At 38.2% G+C, this 17206-nt stretch carries 17 protein-coding genes; 5 read left to right on the top strand and 12 right to left on the bottom strand.

Features of this window, described 5'->3' with window-relative positions; genetic code table 11:
• Nucleotides 1-43 precede the first annotated feature (43 nt).
• From FW780_RS03670 to FW780_RS03650, 5 genes are all read right to left on the bottom strand, one after another.
• Nucleotides 44-1309, bottom strand: a complete 1266-nt coding sequence (locus tag FW780_RS03670) for an NAD(P)/FAD-dependent oxidoreductase (protein WP_149832255.1) — start codon at nt 1307-1309, stop codon at nt 44-46.
• An 8-nt stretch (nt 1310-1317) separates the two neighbouring features.
• Entirely contained in the window at nt 1318-2316 is a 999-nt protein-coding gene (locus FW780_RS03665) for a 4-hydroxyproline epimerase (RefSeq protein WP_149832254.1), read from the bottom strand.
• Nucleotides 2313-3803 carry an aldehyde dehydrogenase (NADP(+)) gene (locus FW780_RS03660; RefSeq protein WP_149832253.1) on the bottom strand — a complete coding sequence of 497 codons (1491 nt, stop codon included), beginning with the start codon at nt 3801-3803 and terminating at the stop codon, nt 2313-2315. Before FW780_RS03660 ends, FW780_RS03665 begins: the two co-directional genes overlap by 4 nt.
• 16 nt (nt 3804-3819) lie before the next feature.
• A complete protein-coding gene (locus FW780_RS03655) occupies nt 3820-4725 on the bottom strand; it encodes a dihydrodipicolinate synthase family protein (RefSeq protein ID WP_149832252.1) in 906 nt (301 codons plus the stop codon).
• A 91-nt stretch (nt 4726-4816) separates the two neighbouring features.
• Nucleotides 4817-5698: a helix-turn-helix domain-containing protein gene (locus FW780_RS03650; protein WP_149832251.1), complete on the bottom strand. Its 882-nt coding sequence runs from the start codon at nt 5696-5698 to the stop codon at nt 4817-4819.
• A gap of 177 nt (nt 5699-5875) precedes the next feature.
• Here FW780_RS03650 and FW780_RS03645 point away from each other — a divergent pair, with 177 nt between their 5' ends.
• The 3 genes from FW780_RS03645 to FW780_RS03635 all read left to right on the top strand — a co-directional run bounded on the left by FW780_RS03645 (nt 5876) and on the right by FW780_RS03635 (nt 10341).
• Entirely contained in the window at nt 5876-7264 is a 1389-nt protein-coding gene (locus tag FW780_RS03645; protein ID WP_149832250.1) for an aminopeptidase P family protein, read from the top strand.
• Nucleotides 7265-7283: 19 nt separating this feature from the next.
• Entirely contained in the window at nt 7284-9455 is a 2172-nt protein-coding gene (locus tag FW780_RS03640; RefSeq protein ID WP_149832249.1) for a S9 family peptidase, read from the top strand.
• Nucleotides 9456-9735: 280 nt separating this feature from the next.
• Complete coding sequence (locus FW780_RS03635) at nt 9736-10341, top strand: DNA-3-methyladenine glycosylase (RefSeq protein WP_149832248.1); 606 nt, start codon at nt 9736-9738, stop codon at nt 10339-10341.
• A 3-nt stretch (nt 10342-10344) separates the two neighbouring features.
• Here the strand turns inward: FW780_RS03635 and mug are convergent, their stop codons facing one another.
• Entirely contained in the window at nt 10345-10848 is a 504-nt protein-coding gene (mug, locus tag FW780_RS03630; RefSeq protein WP_149832247.1) for a G/U mismatch-specific DNA glycosylase, read from the bottom strand.
• 259 nt (nt 10849-11107) lie between these two features.
• Between mug and FW780_RS03625 the strand changes: the two genes are divergently transcribed.
• Nucleotides 11108-11425 carry a DMT family transporter gene (locus FW780_RS03625; RefSeq protein ID WP_149832246.1) on the top strand — a complete coding sequence of 106 codons (318 nt, stop codon included), beginning with the start codon at nt 11108-11110 and terminating at the stop codon, nt 11423-11425.
• Nucleotides 11426-11700: 275 nt separating this feature from the next.
• Here FW780_RS03625 and FW780_RS03620 read toward each other — a convergent pair whose 3' ends face one another.
• The 6 genes from FW780_RS03620 to FW780_RS03595 all read right to left on the bottom strand — a co-directional run bounded on the left by FW780_RS03620 (nt 11701) and on the right by FW780_RS03595 (nt 15387).
• Nucleotides 11701-12402 (bottom strand): LytR/AlgR family response regulator transcription factor, encoded by a 702-nt coding sequence (locus tag FW780_RS03620; protein ID WP_174774441.1) that lies wholly within the window; start codon nt 12400-12402, stop codon nt 11701-11703.
• Nucleotides 12383-13465 carry a sensor histidine kinase gene (locus FW780_RS03615; protein WP_149832245.1) on the bottom strand — a complete coding sequence of 361 codons (1083 nt, stop codon included), beginning with the start codon at nt 13463-13465 and terminating at the stop codon, nt 12383-12385. Before FW780_RS03615 ends, FW780_RS03620 begins: the two co-directional genes overlap by 20 nt.
• Before the next feature lie 99 nt (nt 13466-13564).
• Entirely contained in the window at nt 13565-13972 is a 408-nt protein-coding gene (locus FW780_RS03610) for a DoxX family protein (RefSeq protein WP_149832244.1), read from the bottom strand.
• A 125-nt stretch (nt 13973-14097) separates the two neighbouring features.
• Nucleotides 14098-14601, bottom strand: a complete 504-nt coding sequence (locus FW780_RS03605; RefSeq protein WP_241676834.1) for a TlpA family protein disulfide reductase — start codon at nt 14599-14601, stop codon at nt 14098-14100.
• A 1-nt stretch (nt 14602) separates the two neighbouring features.
• The gene (locus FW780_RS03600) at nt 14603-15031 is read right to left on the bottom strand and encodes a rhodanese-like domain-containing protein (protein ID WP_149832242.1); all 429 of its coding nucleotides are present in this window, start codon (nt 15029-15031) and stop codon (nt 14603-14605) included.
• An 89-nt stretch (nt 15032-15120) separates the two neighbouring features.
• On the bottom strand, nt 15121-15387 hold the full coding sequence (locus FW780_RS03595; RefSeq protein WP_149832241.1) for a hypothetical protein: 267 nt from the start codon (nt 15385-15387) through the stop codon (nt 15121-15123).
• 147 nt (nt 15388-15534) lie between these two features.
• On the opposite strand from FW780_RS03595, the gene FW780_RS03590 reads away from it, so the two are divergent.
• Nucleotides 15535-17199, top strand: a complete 1665-nt coding sequence (locus FW780_RS03590) for an FAD-binding dehydrogenase (protein WP_149832240.1) — start codon at nt 15535-15537, stop codon at nt 17197-17199.
• Nucleotides 17200-17206: the final 7 nt, after the last annotated feature.

Here is a 17206-nt window from a genome sequence, read left to right as displayed (position 1 = left end):
AAATTGTTTTAGGCTTAATTTTGTGTGTGTTATGTGATGTTTTTTAATTAAATCTTTCAGGGTTGAATATATTGATGTCAACACTTGGCTTTTGGTCATTGGCAAGTTCTGAAACGGTTTTTCCAAAAATAGGTCCTAAACTTAGCCCCATCATACCGCCGCCGCCTGCGATAATCAGGTTTTTCAATTGGGAAGATTGTCCCAGATAAGGCAGTCCATCCGGCGCACAAGGTCTGTAACCAAACCAGATTTCAGATTCTTTTTTGTAATGCATCTGAAAGTCAGGCAAATATTGAGGGATAGACCGGACGATACCTTCTACTCTTTTCATATTAATTTTATCATGATGGGAAGCCAGTTCCATCGTTCCACCAAAGCGGATCTGCCCATTCATAGGAGTGACAGCTACTCTTGCTTCCAGTAATAAAGCAGCATGATTCATGGTATTGACCGGATTTTCAGGGGTATGCATGAATGAATATCCTTTTCCTGGCATTAACTGAATTTTAATTCCTGCCTTCTGAGCCAGTTCAGGGAGAAATGAACCTCCGGTCATGACGAAACAGTCTGCGGTAAACTTTTTACTATTGGCAATGACGGCTTTAATCATTCTTTCTGAAGTTTCAAACCCGGTTACTTTGTGATGGGTATGAAAAACGACACCGTTATTTTTAAGATAAGAGATCATTTGCTTCATCAGTTTCATAGGATTCATATGGCCGTCACATTTGTAATTGATCCCTCCTATGACATCCATCCGGATATTAGGCTCAAGTCCCTGAATCCCTTTTTGATCCAGAATATCAACAGATAATCCTAAACTGATTGCTTTATGGGCAAGTTCTGTTTCTTCTTCTCTTACTTTTTCGGTTTTGTAAAGCATCAGAATACCGTTTTGCTTAAGCTCGAAATTAAATTCTTCTTTTGCCGCAATCTCATTATAGAGGGCGCTGCTCGCCAGATTAAGATCTCTGATGGCTGATGCCGAACGGTCTACATGTTTCTGATTAGAATGCTTTAAGAATTTTATTCCCCAGGAAAACAAATCAGCATTCAATGAAGGCTTTACATAAAACGGACTTTTGCTATCAAACATCCAGCGGATTCCCTGTGCCACAACACCCGGTGCCGCTAACGGAGTAAAATGACTGGGTACGATCATTCCTGCATTGCCATAAGAACAATTGTTGGAAAGATCATTCTGTTCCAGAATTTCTACACTCCAGCCTTTCTCTAAAAGGTAATAGGCGGAGCTTAAACCTGCTATTCCTGCACCCATAATGAGTGCTTTTCCTTTATTCTGTGTCATATGTTTGTTTACATAACCTGAAATCCCTGCCAATAAGGATCTTCATCATCAATAATAATGTGATTATATCCGGTAATTCTTGCCCAGCCTTCTACTGACGGGATAATTGCCGGTTTTCCGCCAACAGTATCCGTTCCTTCAATTCTCCCGATAAATTGGGATCCGATATAGCTTTCATGGATAAATTCTTCCCCTTCTTTTAATTTTCCTTTAGCATACCATTGCGCCATTCTTGCAGAAGTACCTGTTCCGCATGGTGAACGGTCCAGAGCATTCTCTCCCACTAAAACAGCATTTCGGCCACTTGCTTTAGGATCTGTGGGGTTACCTGTCCATTGAATATGACTCAATCCGGTAATATGTTCATTTTCAGGATGAATAAATTGATATTTTTCATTGAGTAATTTTCTGATGATTTTTCCATAATGAATAAGCTGGCTGGCTGTAAAATCAGAAATATCTCTGAAATTTTCCTGAGGGTCTATAATAGCGTAGAAGTTCCCGCCATACGCTACATCAGCTTTTATTACTCCGATATCCGGACATTCAACTTCCAGATTTTCAGCATACAGAAAGGATTTTACGTTGGTCAGTTTTACAGACGTTACTTTTTTTCCTTCCTGTACATAATCAATGAGAATAAGTCCTGCCGGTGTTTCGAGGCGTAATTTTCCGGGAATTTTAGGAAAAACCAAACCTTCTTCTATCGCAATGGTTACTGTTCCTATCGTGCCGTGTCCGCACATGGGGAGACATCCGCTGGTTTCAATATATAATACTCCGATATCATTTTCTTCATCAATAGGCGGATACAGAATACTTCCACTCATCATATCATGACCCCGGGGTTCAAACATGAGGCCTTTCCGGATCCAGTCATATTCTTTCATAAAATGAAGCCGGCGTTCCATCATGGATTTTCCCTTTAAAATAGGGCCTCCTCCTGCAACAAGACGTACAGGGCAGCCACAGGTGTGTGAATCTATACAAAAAAATGTTCTGTTCATGTTGTCTGTAATTTTAATGATCCTGAATTAACTTCTCCATCTACTATTCTGCTGATATGCAGTGGATTTTCATTCTTAAGCTCTTCGGGTAAAAATTCATCCGGCCAGTTTTGGAAAGAAATAGGACGGATAAACCTTTTAACAGCATCCGGACCTACGGAAGTAAAACGGGAATCAGTAGTGGAAGGAAAAGGACCTCCATGCTGCATGGCATAAACAACTTCCACTCCTGTAGGCATTCCGTTGAAGAGTAACCTTCCGCATTTATCTTTCAGAACATTCATCAGTATCAGATGATTCCGAACATCTTCGTTGGTAGCTGCAAGGGTAATTGTTAGCTGTCCTTTCAGTTGTTGGGCAATTTCCATCATCTCATCAGAGGTTTCACAAGTTACAATGATCCCAAATGGTCCGAAAACCTCTTCACTCAGCACAGGATTTTTCATGAAGTTTTTAGCGCTGGTTTCTATCACCATAGCACGTCCCTGCCACTCATCAATTTCTGTATCTGCTGTTGCAATAATATCTACTTCAGGCTGCCCTGCTGCAATAGTTTTATGTTTTTCAAAGCTTTCATAGATTCCTTTGTGAAGCATTTTTGCGGGAACAACTTCGTGAATTTCATTTTTCAGGGTAATGATAAAACGGTCCAGAGATTCTCCTTTAAGAGCAATACATACTCCCGGATTGGTGCAGAATTGCCCTACTCCCAATGTTAAGGAAAAAAGATATTCTTTAGCGAATGCTTCTGCTCTGTTTTCAAGCAAATCCGGCAGGGCAAATATCGGATTGATGCTGCCCATTTCTGCAAAAACGGGAATGGGGTTTTCACGGTGGTTCGCCATGTCAAACAAAGCTTTTCCTCCAATAAATGAGCCGGTAAATGCAACGGCTCTGATCTCTTGATGCTGAACCAAATACCCCCCGATATCATGGGATGTTCCGGTAATGTGGCTAAAAATTCCTTCAGGCCATCCGGATTCTTTCACTGCAGCTGTTATAGCATCAGCCATGAGTTGAGAGGTCTTAGGATGTGCCGGATGCGCTTTCACAATAACAGGACATCCGGCTCCAATAGCACTTGCCGTATCACCACCTGCTGTAGAAAAAGCAAACGGAAAATTACTCGCCCCGAAAACCACTACAGGTCCTATACCTACATTGTATTTTCTGAGGTCTCCTTTTTGCTTGTCAGGTTGGGCAAGATCAATTCGGGGTTCTGTATATATTCCTTTGGCTACTGCTTTTGCATAACTTCTCCATTGTCCTACCGTTCTTGCTTTTTCACCGGTAAGTCTGGCAATAGGTAATGATGTTTCAGCATGAGCCGTTTGCAAAAGTTCTTCTCCCAATGCTTCAATTTGATCAGCAATTGTGTTCATAAAGGCTGCTCGTTCTTTTACAGTGGTATTCTTCAGAAACTGATAGGCTTCAGCAGCCATTTGAACTCTCTTATCAATATTTTCTTTTGATGTTTCTTCGATCATAGTTTTAGTTCTGATGTTAATCTAATATCGGGCGGTTGGCTATACCTTCTTCAATAATCTTTTTGATTTTTTCGGCTTCTTCACCATATAGTTCCAGACGTGGCGCTCTCACATAAGGACTGCTAATCCCTTCCGCTGTAGCAGCTAACTTGATATACTGAATAAGTTTTGGATGGATATCCAGTTCCAGCAATGGCATAAACCATCTGTAGATTGCTATAGCTTTGTCATATTCACCTGTTCTAACATAGTTGTACATTGCCATTGTTTCATTGGGAAAAGCATCTACTAGTCCTGCTACAAGCCCATCTGCCCCAAGCATCAGGGTTTCCAAGCAAATGGTATCTACCCCGCCAAGAATTTTGATTCTTTTTCCAAAACGGTTAATCATTCTGGTTACATTGGCAAGATCCCTTGTAGATTCTTTAACAGCCTGAATGGTTGGGTATTCAATAAGCTCCTCAAACATTTCAAGGGTTACATAAATTCCGTAATCAACCGGATTATTATAGATAAGGATGGGAAGGTCCGTAGCGGAAGCTACTGCTTTAAAATATTCTATCACTTCACGGCTGTCTGCTTTATACCGCATAGGAGGAAGCAGCATAAGCCCATCAGCACCTGATTCTTTAGCTTTTTGCGCAAAGTGTATTGCATTTTTGGTTGTATTTTCGGAAAGGTTAAGAATGACAGGAATTCTTCCCTGTGTGATCTGTTTTGCATATTTCAGCAGCTCAAATTTTTCTTCAGTTTCCAAAGCGCTGGCTTCACCCAATGTTCCTGCAAGAATAATTCCGTGAACACCTGCTTTAATCTGGGCTTCCGTATTGAGAGCAAACATTTCAAAGTCGATCTCACCTTCTTTCGTAAAAGGAGTTAATACAGCAGGATAAATTCCTTCCCAGTTTAGTTTTGTACTCATATCAAATAATATTTATTCAAAACTAGGTGAATTTTAAAACGATAAATGTTAATATTTTAATAGATACTAACCATATTTTAACAGGTTGCTTTTATTGGTCTATGGTGGCCTCTTTATAATGCTTAAGGTATTCTTTAGGTGAATATTTCATAATGGACTTGAAAACGCGGTTAAAATTTGTAAGGCTGTTGAAACCACTATTAAAAGCAACGGAGGAAATACTATACATATTACTGGAGGTCAATAGCCTGCAGGCTCTTTGCACACGGAGTTCATTAAGATATTGAATATAAGTGATTCTGGTCCGTTTTTTAAAAGACCTGCAGAATGCCTGAGGGGTCATGCAGGCTTCCCGGGCAATACTGTCAAGGGTAAGTTTGGTTTGGGCAAAATTCTTTTTAATAAAGATCTGGGCATCGATAATTCTTTGATCATAGTCTGAAATATGATTAGGAAGATTCTTTTCTGAAGATAAAGGAATATGCAGATGCCTGTTTTGCATAAGATGGTTTAAAATCCTGATGAAATCTATGATCTGCTCTACTCCTTCAGTTTTTTGTAATGCGGCAATGTTTTCTCCGATATTTATTTTTAGCTTAGGAGCGACCTGAAACCCTACTTCTGAATGGGTAATAAAATTTTTAAGTTCCCCAAATTCCGGTAAGTCGAAAAAAGCAGCGATCTTTTTGTAAGGATCAAAAAATATAGAAATGGAATGAACTTTTTGCTTTTCATCTTTATCAAAATTACCTCTGAAAACATGCGATTGATTGGCGCCCAGATAGAAAATGTCACCCGCCTCAAAATGAAAGAGGTTCTGTTCTATGGCCAGTGTCCCATGTCCTTTAAGAATCCACATGATCTGGGTTTCCGTATGGCGATGGAAGTAAGGATAGAAATTGGGCATTATATCTTCCTGGATGCGGATGCTTTTATTGGTATCAGCAGGAACTGAAAACTGGAGGCTCTTCATGGAATCAATATTTTATGTGCTAATGGTTAAAATATGACCGAATTTAAGCAAAATATGAACACTGAATATCATATTAAAATCCAAACTTTACATTCTTCTTTATTTTAGTAAATAAAGAGCGGTCAATAGTACAAAATCGTAACTTTAAAGCTTTAAATTAAAAAGTATTCATAATATATGTTTTCAACACAAACCTATCAAGATAGAAGAGCTGTGTTACAAGGTAATGTAGCCAGCGGAATTTTATTGTTTCTGGGAAATATAGAGAATCCTGTGAATTTTGAACACAATCCTTATTATTTCCGTCAGGACAGTACGTATTTATATTATTTCGGAATTCAGGAACCCCGTATTGCTGCCATTATTGATATTGATGAGAATAAGACCATTGTTTTCGGAGATGAATTAAGTATAGACGACATCGTATGGATGGGCAGACAGGAAACACTCAAAGAGAAAAGTCTGAAATCCGGAGTACAGGAAACTATGCCCTATGCAGCACTTTCTCAATATATTCTAAAAGCACAGACTGCCGGTAGAAAAGTACATTATCTTCCTCCATATCAGTCTTCCAATAAAATTTTGCTTGCTGATCTGCTTGGTATCAAAATAGCGGCATTACAGCCTTCTGCAGAGATGATTAAAGCCATTGTAAAACAGCGGTCTATCAAAGAATCTCAGGAAATAGCACAGATAGAACAGGCAGTGAATGTATCCAATGAAATGCATTTATTGGCAATGCGAATAGCAAAACCGGGAATTAAAGAATATGAAATTGCAAATGCGATTCAATATCTGGCTGCCAATAAAGAATGTCAGATGTCTTATCCTCCGATCGTAACCATAAACGGAGGAATTCTGCATAACCACTATCGTCTCAATACGCTGAAAGAAGGGGATCTTTTCCTTAATGACTCCGGAGCGGAAACAGCGATGGGATATGCAGGAGACCTTACCAGAACGTTTCCTGTGAGCAAGACTTTTAGTACAAAACAGAAGGAAATGTATGAAGTAGTTCTGAATGCTTTCAACAATGCCCAGCAGCTTCTGAAACCTGGAGTAAGATTCAAGGATATTCATCTGAAAGCCTCTCAGCATCTGGTAGAAGGTCTTATAGATCTCGGATTGATGAAAGGAAACCCTGAAGAAGCGGTGAAAAACCATGCCCATACCCTATTTTTCCAGTGCGGATTGGGACATATGATGGGACTTGATGTACATGATATGGAAGATCTTGGAGAACAATATATCGGCTATACCGAAGAAGAGCCAAAAGATACCAAAACCTTCGGACTTAAATCGTTACGCTTAGGAAAAGCCCTTGAATCCGGATTTGTAGTAACGGTTGAACCCGGTATTTATATGATTCCGGAACTGATTGATATCTGGCAGGCTGAAAATAAAAATGCAGATTTTATTAATTATGATATAGTTAATGAATACCGAAACTTCGGAGGAATCCGCGTGGAAGATGATTTCCTGATTACAGATGACGGATACAGACTTCTTGGGAACGGATTGATCAAAACAGTTGAAGAAATTGAAAATTACAGAGCTGAACATTAAGCTTAATCAAATACTATCTATGAAGAACATAAAAAAACTAACCGTTATTGCATTATACTTCCTGTGTCTGTCGCCATTGGCTGCACAAAAAACACAGTGGACTCCGGATGGAAATGCCTATTATTCATTTACTAAAAAAGGAGTTGAAATTGTTGATGTACTGCATCCCGGAAAAGACCAGACTCTTTTAAACAGCAATGAACTGATTCCGGCGGGAAGCTCTGAAGCATTACAGGTACAAAGCTTTCAGGTGTCTCCAGATGACAAAAGTTTATTACTCTTTGCCAACACCAGAAAAGTATGGAGAGACAATACCCGTGGAGATTACTGGATTTTCGACAAAAATACTAAAAAGCTTACCCAGCTTGGAAAAGGCTTGCCCTCTTCATCACTGATGTTTGCAAAGTATTCTCCGGATGGGAAAAAAGTAGCGTATGTGTCTAAGCATAATATTTATGTTGAAGATCTTTCAAATAATCAGCTCACCAAGATCACTTCAGATGGTACAGACGGAATGATCAACGGTACTTTTGACTGGGTTTATGAAGAGGAATTCGGAACTCAGGATGGTTTCCGATGGTCACCGGACGGCAACAAAATTGCGTATTGGAAACTGGATGCAAGAGGTACGAAAAACTTCCTGATGATCAATAATACAGACAGCCTGTATTCATTCACAGTTCCTGTAGAATATCCGAAAGTAGGCGAAAATCCTTCAGGCTGCAGCATCTGGTTTTATGATCTTGCCTCAAAATCTACAAAGAAAGCAGATATTGCAGGAGATGAAATACAAAATTATATTCCGAGAATGGAATGGGTACTGGATTCTAAATCTGTTATTCTCCAGCAATTGAACCGAAAGCAGAATCAAAGTAAAATTATTGTGGCAGATGCCAGTTCCGGTAACAGTAAAACTATTTATACAGAAACAGATGCTGCATGGATTGACATCAAATCCCGTTGGAACGATAATGACCCAAGCGGCTGGGACTGGATAGAGAATGGAAAAGAATTCCTTTGGCTTTCTGAAAAAGACGGATGGAGACATATTTATAAAATAGATATGAGCGGTAAGGAAACATTGATTACAAAAGATGCCTTCGATGTGATAAAACCTGAGTTCTTTGATGTTCAGAACAAACAGATCTATTTTTCGGCTTCTCCCAATAATGCAACTCAAAAGTACTTGTACAAAGTAAGTATGAAAGGAGGAAAAGCACAAAAAGTAACTCCTGAAACTTATACAGGTTCTAATAAATATACAATATCACCCAATGGAAAGATTGCCATGTTTACGAATAACAGTGTCAATGCCATTTCAATGGGTTCTGTAGTATCACTTCCGGAGCATAAAGAACTGGTTGCTGCCAAAAGAACGGCAAAAGCAGATCCTACAAAGTCTAAAGCAGAGTTTTTCCAGATTACAACACAGGATGGTGTTACATTGGACGGATGGGTAGTAAAGCCTAAAAATTTTGATCCTAATAAGAAATATCCGATTGTTTTCACAGTGTACGGGGAACCTGCAATGCAAACAGTAACAGACAGTTTCTATACAGGATGGAATGATTTATATGTTGGAGATATGGCGCAAGACGGCTATCTGTATGTTTCTCTTGAAAACCGTGGAACTCCTGCTCCAAGAGGTCGTGAATGGAGAAAATCTGTTTATCGTAAGATAGGACAGCTCAATATCCGTGATCAGGCAATGGGAGCCAAAGCTTTATTTGCAAAATGGCCCTATGCTGATACCTCAAGGGTTGCCGTATGGGGCTGGAGCGGCGGTGGTTCTTCTACCTTAAACCTTTTGGGACAATATCCTGATATTTACCAAACAGGGATTGCTATTGCTCCGGTAGCCAATCAGCTGTTCTATGACAATATCTATCAGGAAAGATATATGGGACTTCCACAGGAGAACAGAGAAGACTTTGTGAATGGCTCTCCGCTGGCTTATGCTAAAAATCTAAAAGGAAATCTTTTACTGGTTCACGGAACAGGTGATGATAATGTACATTATCAGAATACGGAAGTATACGTCAACGAACTGGTAAAATACAACAAACAGTTTCAGCTGATGTCTTATCCTAACCGAACCCACTCTATTGATGAAGGAGAAGGAACATCACTGCACCTTGCTACTCTGTTTACCAAATATTTAAAAGAACACTGTCCTCCGGGAGCAAGATAAGATCATTTATAACGAGTCTCACAGTAATGTGGGACTTTTCTTTTGTTTCAGGATTAAATAAAAATTCCCCGGAGTAATCCAGGGAAAATAAGTGTCAAAACCTATAAATTTTTATAGTGGTGTAAAATGATGTTAAATGAAAAGCAACAATGGATGTGCCAAATTAATCACTAATTTATGAAATGTGATTTTTTGTGGTACCTTTTCTGCTTTCTTATCAGATTCTTCCATTTTTATAAGTTTATCATTAAATTTGAATGAATAATTTCTAACATCTTTCATGAAACTACCACACTCCTATTATTCCAACCAGGATGTCCTTTTTCTCGCTCAGGATCTTTTGGGAAAAGTTCTTTTTACAGATATTAATGGTGATGTAACTGCCGGAATTATTGTAGAAACAGAAGCTTATTTCGGAGTTAAGGATAAAGCATCCCATGCATATGGAGGCAGACGTACAGACCGTACAGAAACCTTATACAGTCATGGCGGGGTTTCTTATGTATATCTATGTTACGGCATTCATCATCTTTTTAATGTGGTAACTTCTGTGGAAGATGACCCACACGCTGTTTTGGTGAGAGCTGTTGAACCTTTGATCGGTATAGACATCATAGAATTGAGGAGAAAGATGCCGGCTTCTAAACCTGCTATTTCTGCTGGTCCGGGATCTGCTGCCAAAGCATTGGGAATTGACCGCTCATTGAACAAAAAGGATTTAACGGAAAATGAAATCTGGATTGAAGATCATGGTATTGTCTATACTTCGGAAGAAATTGTTACGGGACCTCGCATCGGTGTTGCTTATGCTCAGGAAGATGCTCTTCTGCCCTGGCGTTTTTTTGTAAAAGGAAACAAATATGTAAGCAAGCCTAACAAAGCATAACCGTCAGGATGAATGAACAGAATGATAAAACTCCTTATAGTAGGCCACCAGATCTTCTAGAGAAAATCCACGGTTCAGCCCACTGGTATTGGGTAAAACCCAAACTTTTGCTCCACAGAAATCTTCTGGCTGCAGTCCCCAAAGAATTTCTTTCTTCTTTGAAAAAGCTTTGTAAGCTGCTTTGCCGAGAAAAGCCACATATTGAGGCTGATATTCTGTTATTTTTGCTTTAAAAGTATCTAAAGCATCATCAAACTCTTCTTTTGAAAGTTCGTCAGCACGGGAAGTGGCTCTTGCGACAGCAGTTGTGAGCCCCAATCCGAAATCAAGAATAGAAGTATCATTCACTGCTTCAATTTCATAAGGGGTAAACCCCGACTGGTGAAGGACTTTCCAAAAACGGTTACTCCTTCCAGAAAAATGATGTCCGTCATCTGATGATTTTAATCCGGGATTAATTCCGCAAAAAATAACACTAAGATGGGTTGAAATAATATCTGTCAGCATAAGAATAATAAAAGGACTTAAAGGTATTGATATTTGTGCTATTCAAAGATAAATTTTATTCTAAAGATGTGGGACGTTTCATCTTCTTTAAAATACGTTTTATCTCTATTTTTTGCGGTGTCACTCAGTTTATAATACTGAATACGAAGTGATAGCAGTAATTTTGTTGGATAAATTATATGAAATTGGTTATGGTAAAACGTTCATTTTAATTGTACTCTTTTACCAAAAATAGCAAAGCATCTTAAAAATAAATAGTATGAACTGGATTGCATTAATTATCGCAGGAATTTTTGAAATTGGATGGCCTTTGGGGCTTAAATTATCTCAACAGCCGGAAAATAATAAATGGAGCTGGATCATATTTTCGATCATATGTATGTCCGTTAGCGGCGGATTTCTTTGGTTCGCTCAGAAAAGCATTCCTATTGGAACAGCCTATGCGGTATGGACGGGAATTGGTGCGGTAGGAACTTTATTGGTTGGGATTCTGTTTTTTCAGGATTCAGCAAGTATTTTACGATTACTTTCTGCACTACTGATTGTTGTAGGAATAGTTGGACTCAAAATATTTTAACATAAAATAGAGCCGTAAAAAAGAAATTGGCTTAAGATTATCATTAATCATTAAGCCAAAACATTACTCAACATTTGAATAATAAACTAAATCCCATTCATTTCCAGACTTAATATTTTTTTATTTTTTCATAAAGTAAATTTGAATAAATAAACAGAATCTCGGAAAAAAGATCTATCAACAGAGATTCAGCATCTACAAACCTTTTAATTTTGCTGGATTTTTAAATGAAAAGGCTGAAAATCTGGTGATTTTAAATAATTTTATTCTCAATATTAAAGTTTCAACAAAGGCTTATATGTCCTTCCTACAGGAAGTTTTTTTCCATTAATCTGGATAACATTTGCAGATTTGACTTCAATTTTTGATTTGGATATAATGTAGGATTTATGAATGCGGGTAAACATTTTAGGATTTAAAATCTCCTCTATTTTACTGATAGGCATTTTAAAAGTGAAAGTCTCTGCTTTGGTATGAATATGAATGTATTCTCTTAAACTCTCGATAAAGAAAATATCCTGCAGAATAATTTTAACCTGTTTTTTCCCGCTATTAATGAAGATATAATCACGTTCTGCGACTTCCAGTAAAGCATCCTCCGCCTCCATTAAATGTTTGAACTTCCCGACAGCAGTCAGAAAACGCTCATACGGAATAGGTTTCATCAGATAATCCGCAATATCCAGTTCATAGCCTTCTACGGCATACTGATGATAAGCCGTGGTAACAATAACGAATGGAGGATTTTTTATTTTTCTCAGGAAATCAAAACCTTTTACAACGGGAAGATGGAGGTCCAGGAACATTAGATCCACCTCATGAATGCTTAAAAGACTGCTGGCATATACGGCATCGGAACATTTTCCTACAAGATTCAGTTCCTGATCTCTGGAAATAAAGCTTTCCAGAATTTCTGCTGCAATAGGTTCATCTTCTACAATAATGCAGTTGTATATTTTAGAGGTTGGATGTATCATGGAAATCTATGGTTAATGTTACAATATAGCGGTCACTTTTATTTTCCACATAAAGGGTGTGTTGAGGATAAAGCAGTTCAAGCTGTCTCCGGATGTTTTTCTGACCTATTTTTGTGGAATATGTATGAGGCTTTTCTTCTTTGGAGTTTTCTACGAAATAAGTAAGAATTCCGTTTTTCAACCGGATATCTATAGTAATAAATGATTCTCCTAAACTTTCAGAAACCCCATGTTTAAAGGCGTTCTCAACAAACTGTATTAAAATCAGCGGTGATATTTCCTGAGAAGGATGATCAATATTTTCCGTAAAGTTGATAGTAAGATGGCAATGCCGGATTTTCTGAATCTGTATGAAATCCTTAATGTTTTCAATATCCTTGGCAATGGAGATATTTTTTTCTGCAGCTTCATAGATATTATACCGCATTATCTTGGAAAGCTGAAGAATAACATCAGGAGTCTCATCAGCTTTTTTCAGAGCCATTCCGTAGATATTATTGAGGGTATTGAACAGAAAATGCGGATTGATCTGTGCTTTCAGCATATTGAGTTCCTGATCCAGCTTTTCAGACTTTAATCGGGAGATCTGTTCTTTCAGAAGATTTTTCTGTCGGGTAATTTCAACCCCGAAAATCAGACCCACCATAAAAATCAGATCCATAAAAGAATTAAATGCCACATAACCATTGATAAACTCTGACGGATATTTTCCATCCACAGTTTCCGTAACTCCATAAATATAAGGATAAATGATGTAATGCGTTAAAAAACGATGCCCCAAAACAGCAGTGATCATGATAAAAATATAGAGAAAGTATTTGAAAACAGCCTTAATATGAGTCTTTTCAAATACATACAGCAAAGCATAGCCAAGCGGTATTTTGATCAAAAGATAGCCCAGCTCCAGAATCAAAGTATTCTGAAGTCTTAGTGACCATTTAAAATCCGGAAACTGATACCTGGACCAGTAAAAGTCAAGGTAAACTTCAAGGATATAATACAATATCCAAAAAAGCAAATGAATCTGCCATTTAGATCTTTTGTATGGTTTCAGGTTGATCATAATTTTAAGTGTACAAAATACTATTTGTTCAATCAAATATAGAAATATAAGTCGACCAAATGAAGGTAATGATCTACAAACTACGGATTTTCAGAAACCTTAAATATCTTTTTCATGGGAGAAGTTGTTCTGCTTTTTTAAATAAATTTCAGGATACATAAGACTCAGAAAACTGAAGATCAGTAAGACATTGAACTCAATTCCATTGGTTCCGCCCCCCACTACAAACCAGCCATTTTGCCAATGAACGAAATAGATTCCAAAAACAAAAATGAGAATATTCCCGATAGCCACCGGCTTTATATATCGGTCAAACCAAAGTAAAGGCACTGAGAAAAGATGAGTGAGCTTTACTGCCCATGCAATATAAATTCCAAAGGGACTGAATCCTATACTGTCCAAATAAAGATGCCCAAAATTATTAACATCTCCACTAAAAATGGAAATTACACTGTGCATCAGCAATATCACAGACAGCCCCAGGCGAAGGAAGACACTTTGTTTCATACCTCAAAGCTATAAAACAAAAGAAAGGATTGTTTTATCCTGTATATCAATTGCTTTGTAGCGTATATAAAAAAAGAGCAGTCCATAAATTACTGCTCTTTCATATCTGTTAAGATGTTATATTCTTAATTCTGACTTAAAGTTTTCTTTAAAAACTCTTCCAGATCTTTACCATGGAGGTTTTTAGCTAAAATTGTTCCCTGTCCGTCAATGATGACATTAAAAGGCAGTTCATCAATTTCGTAAAGTTTGGCTACAGGACTTTTCCAGAATTTCAGATCACTTACCTGTATCCATTTGATTGTAAACCTATCAATTGCTTTCTGCCAGCTGTCTTTATTTTTATCTAAAGAAACCCCCAGAATTTCAAATGTATTGTTTTTTACCTGTTCAGAATACGTATCGTACAATGTTTTCAGCTCAGGCTGTTCCTCTACGCAGGGAGCGCACCAGGTTGCCCAGAAATCTATCAGAACCACTTTTCCTTTTAATGTTGAAAGGGTGAATGAAGTTCCGTCTGCCTTGGCCATTGTAATTTCAGGAGCTTTCTTCCCTACTTCTATTGTACTTTGGGCAGCAACAGATCCTGAGAAAATTATTAAAAATAATAGGATAAAACCAGTCTTCATATTAATCATTTGTTGGATAGTTTTTATCTAGCCAGTCTGTTTTGATGTTTTTAGGAAGGTTTAAAAGCTTCGCATTTTTAAAGCCCATTTCCATGAGTAATGTAAAAGCAGGACGAATATTAGGACACTTTACAAAAGGACAGCATCCGCAGTAGATTACAATTTCTCTGTTCTTCGGAATATCTTTAAGATAGTTTCTCAGTTTTTCCAGATTTTCAGGCTCACGCGTTGGTCCTATATCTACAGAACCTTTGATGATGGCTTCAGGGCCTACCGAAATGATTACCAGATCTTTTGTTTTGTGCTTTTCGATTCTGGAAGCCAGTAACGCCGGATCCATCAGCTGGCTGTCTTTCCATGGATCCTGTTTTTGCTGTGCCTGACTGAAAATGGAACAGACAAAACAGGCAATGATAAACAAATACTTCATACTTCTATTTTTCACAAAGATAAAAATGTTTTATTGAGGTTCTGTACTGGCTTCAGGAAAATTAGTATCCATAGTCAATTTTGTGAAAATCAGATTTTTTTTGGAGTGATATGAATTACATTAGAAGCTCCGGGCTCTATGATGAATTGAGTGCCTCTCTCCCTGTCATTCTCTCTGCCCTGAATGGCTGATCCCGTAACGAGAGTTAGTTTTCCATGAAAAACAGGATGTAACGATACCAGAGGAATTTCAATTTCCTCCTCTTCCAGCTGGATAATAATTGATTCTGCTTCAATAGGCTGACGCGTTCCGTCTTTTAAAACAGCAAATGCTTGATATTGATGGTTTTCTTTCATTTTTTTATTCTGTATAAAGAATAAAAATATTAAGTTTTTTTTTAATTATTAAATTTAAATGTTGAATATTTTCCCAGATTCTATTCTTTTGGTTTTAAATATTTAATACATTTATGGTAAGTATCATTCAATAAAAATACCTAAAAAATGGAAGAAACATTCCAGCCAGATGCCATCATCATAGGGAGCGGACTGGCAGGGCTTACTGCTGCTATGGAGATAACCAATGCCGGGAAAAAAGTACTGCTTTTGGATCAGGAAACTGAGCAGAATATGGGAGGACAGGCATTCTGGTCTTTCGGAGGTCTGTTTCTGATTAATTCGCCTCAGCAAAGGAAAATGGGAATCAAAGATTCTTATGAACTGGCGCTTCAGGACTGGAAAGGAACGGCTGGTTTTGACCGTCCGGAAGACTACTGGCCCCGTCAATGGGCAGAAGCTTATCTGAAATTTGCTTCCGGTGAAAAGTATGAATACATTTCCAAATTGGGTATCAAACTTATGTTTATGGTTGGCTGGGCAGAACGCGGTGATGGTTCAGCAACAGGGCATGGAAATTCGGTGCCTCGTTTTCATGTAAGTTGGGGAACCGGTACAGGTGTCGTAAAACCTTTCGTAGAAAAAGCATACAAAGCTCAGGAAAAAGGATTGCTGCAAATGAAATTCAGGCACAGAGTAACAGAATTGCTGGCAGAAAATGGAAAAATAAAAGGTCTTAAAGGAGATATTCTTGAAAATGATATTAAGGAAAGAGGTGCTGAGACTAGCAGAACTGTTATCTCAACATTTGAATATTCCGCTCCGAACATTATCATAGCTTCCGGAGGAATTGGTGCCAATCATGAGCTGGTAAGAAAAAACTGGCCCGAAAGACTTGGCAAAGCACCGGAGAATATGGTCTGTGGGGTTCCTGCTTATGTAGATGGCAAAATGATTGGTATCGCAGAAAATACAGGCGCTCATATTATCAACCGTGACAGAATGTGGCACTATACAGAAGGTTTGCAAAACTGGAATCCCATCTGGCCCAACCACGGAATCCGCATATTGCCCGGACCTTCTTCCTTATGGTTTGATGCTAAAGGCAAACGGCTTCCTGCTCCCTTTCTTCCGGGATTTGATACCTTGGGAACTTTACAATATATACAGGAAACAGGGTTTTCATATTCCTGGTTTATTCTCACTCAGAAAATTATTAAAAAAGAATTTGCTCTTTCGGGTTCGGAACAGAATCCGGATATTACGAATAAGGACTACATTCTTTTTCTGAAAAGGATTTTCGGTAAAAAGGCTCCCGGACCGGTAGAAGCTTTTAAAGAACATGGTAAAGACTTTATTGTATCAGATAATCTGGAAGATTTAGTGAACAGGATGAATGAACTGGCGGGAAACAGGCTGCTGAATTATGATAAAATAAAATCTCAAATTGAAGCCCGTGACAGAGAATTAGACAATAAATTTTCAAAAGATACTCAGGTCAATTATCTAAGAAATACCCGAAATTATTTAGGGGATAAACTTGGGCGTGTAGCTGCTCCGCATAAAATTTTAGCTCCTGAAAACGGACCTTTGATTGCTGTACGACTCAATATTTTAACCCGAAAAACTTTAGGAGGGATAAAAACCAATCTGAATGGTCAGGTATTAAAAGATGATGACAGTATTATTGAAGGACTGTATGCTGCCGGAGAAGTGGCGGGTTTTGGCGGTGGCGGAATGCATGGTTACCGAGCGCTGGAAGGGACATTCCTGGGAGGTTGTATCTTTTCAGGGATGAAAGCCGGAAAATATATTGCGGGACTCAAAAAATAAATAATAG

Origin of the sequence: Chryseobacterium sediminis (genome assembly GCF_008386505.1) — a bacterium.
GTDB classification, from domain to species: Bacteria; Bacteroidota; Bacteroidia; order Flavobacteriales; family Weeksellaceae; genus Chryseobacterium; species Chryseobacterium sediminis.
The sequence above is the reverse complement of the archived record's forward strand: the minus strand, read 5'-3'. Positions and strand labels throughout refer to the sequence as shown.

Bases quoted from the DNA above. Each gene is read 5' to 3' on its own strand.
- FW780_RS03655 (WP_149832252.1), bottom strand. From the start codon at position 4,725: ATGAGTACAAAACTAAACTGGGAAGGAATTTATCCTGCTGTATTAACT.
- FW780_RS03610 (WP_149832244.1), bottom strand. From the start codon at position 13,972: ATGAAACAAAGTGTCTTCCTTCGCCTGGGGCTGTCTGTGATATTGCTG.
- FW780_RS03640 (WP_149832249.1), top strand. From the start codon at position 7,284: ATGAAGAACATAAAAAAACTAACCGTTATTGCATTATACTTCCTGTGT.
- FW780_RS03620 (WP_174774441.1), bottom strand. From the start codon at position 12,402: ATGATACATCCAACCTCTAAAATATACAACTGCATTATTGTAGAAGAT.
- mug (WP_149832247.1), bottom strand. From the start codon at position 10,848: ATGCTGACAGATATTATTTCAACCCATCTTAGTGTTATTTTTTGCGGA.
- FW780_RS03650 (WP_149832251.1), bottom strand. From the start codon at position 5,698: ATGAAGAGCCTCCAGTTTTCAGTTCCTGCTGATACCAATAAAAGCATC.
- FW780_RS03605 (WP_241676834.1), bottom strand. From the start codon at position 14,601: ATGAAGACTGGTTTTATCCTATTATTTTTAATAATTTTCTCAGGATCT.
- FW780_RS03590 (WP_149832240.1), top strand. From the start codon at position 15,535: ATGGAAGAAACATTCCAGCCAGATGCCATCATCATAGGGAGCGGACTG.
- FW780_RS03595 (WP_149832241.1), bottom strand. From the start codon at position 15,387: ATGAAAGAAAACCATCAATATCAAGCATTTGCTGTTTTAAAAGACGGA.
- FW780_RS03645 (WP_149832250.1), top strand. From the start codon at position 5,876: ATGTTTTCAACACAAACCTATCAAGATAGAAGAGCTGTGTTACAAGGT.
- FW780_RS03660 (WP_149832253.1), bottom strand. From the start codon at position 3,803: ATGATCGAAGAAACATCAAAAGAAAATATTGATAAGAGAGTTCAAATG.
- FW780_RS03615 (WP_149832245.1), bottom strand. From the start codon at position 13,465: ATGATCAACCTGAAACCATACAAAAGATCTAAATGGCAGATTCATTTG.
- FW780_RS03635 (WP_149832248.1), top strand. From the start codon at position 9,736: ATGAAACTACCACACTCCTATTATTCCAACCAGGATGTCCTTTTTCTC.
- FW780_RS03600 (WP_149832242.1), bottom strand. From the start codon at position 15,031: ATGAAGTATTTGTTTATCATTGCCTGTTTTGTCTGTTCCATTTTCAGT.
- FW780_RS03625 (WP_149832246.1), top strand. From the start codon at position 11,108: ATGAACTGGATTGCATTAATTATCGCAGGAATTTTTGAAATTGGATGG.
- FW780_RS03670 (WP_149832255.1), bottom strand. From the start codon at position 1,309: ATGACACAGAATAAAGGAAAAGCACTCATTATGGGTGCAGGAATAGCA.
- FW780_RS03665 (WP_149832254.1), bottom strand. From the start codon at position 2,316: ATGAACAGAACATTTTTTTGTATAGATTCACACACCTGTGGCTGCCCT.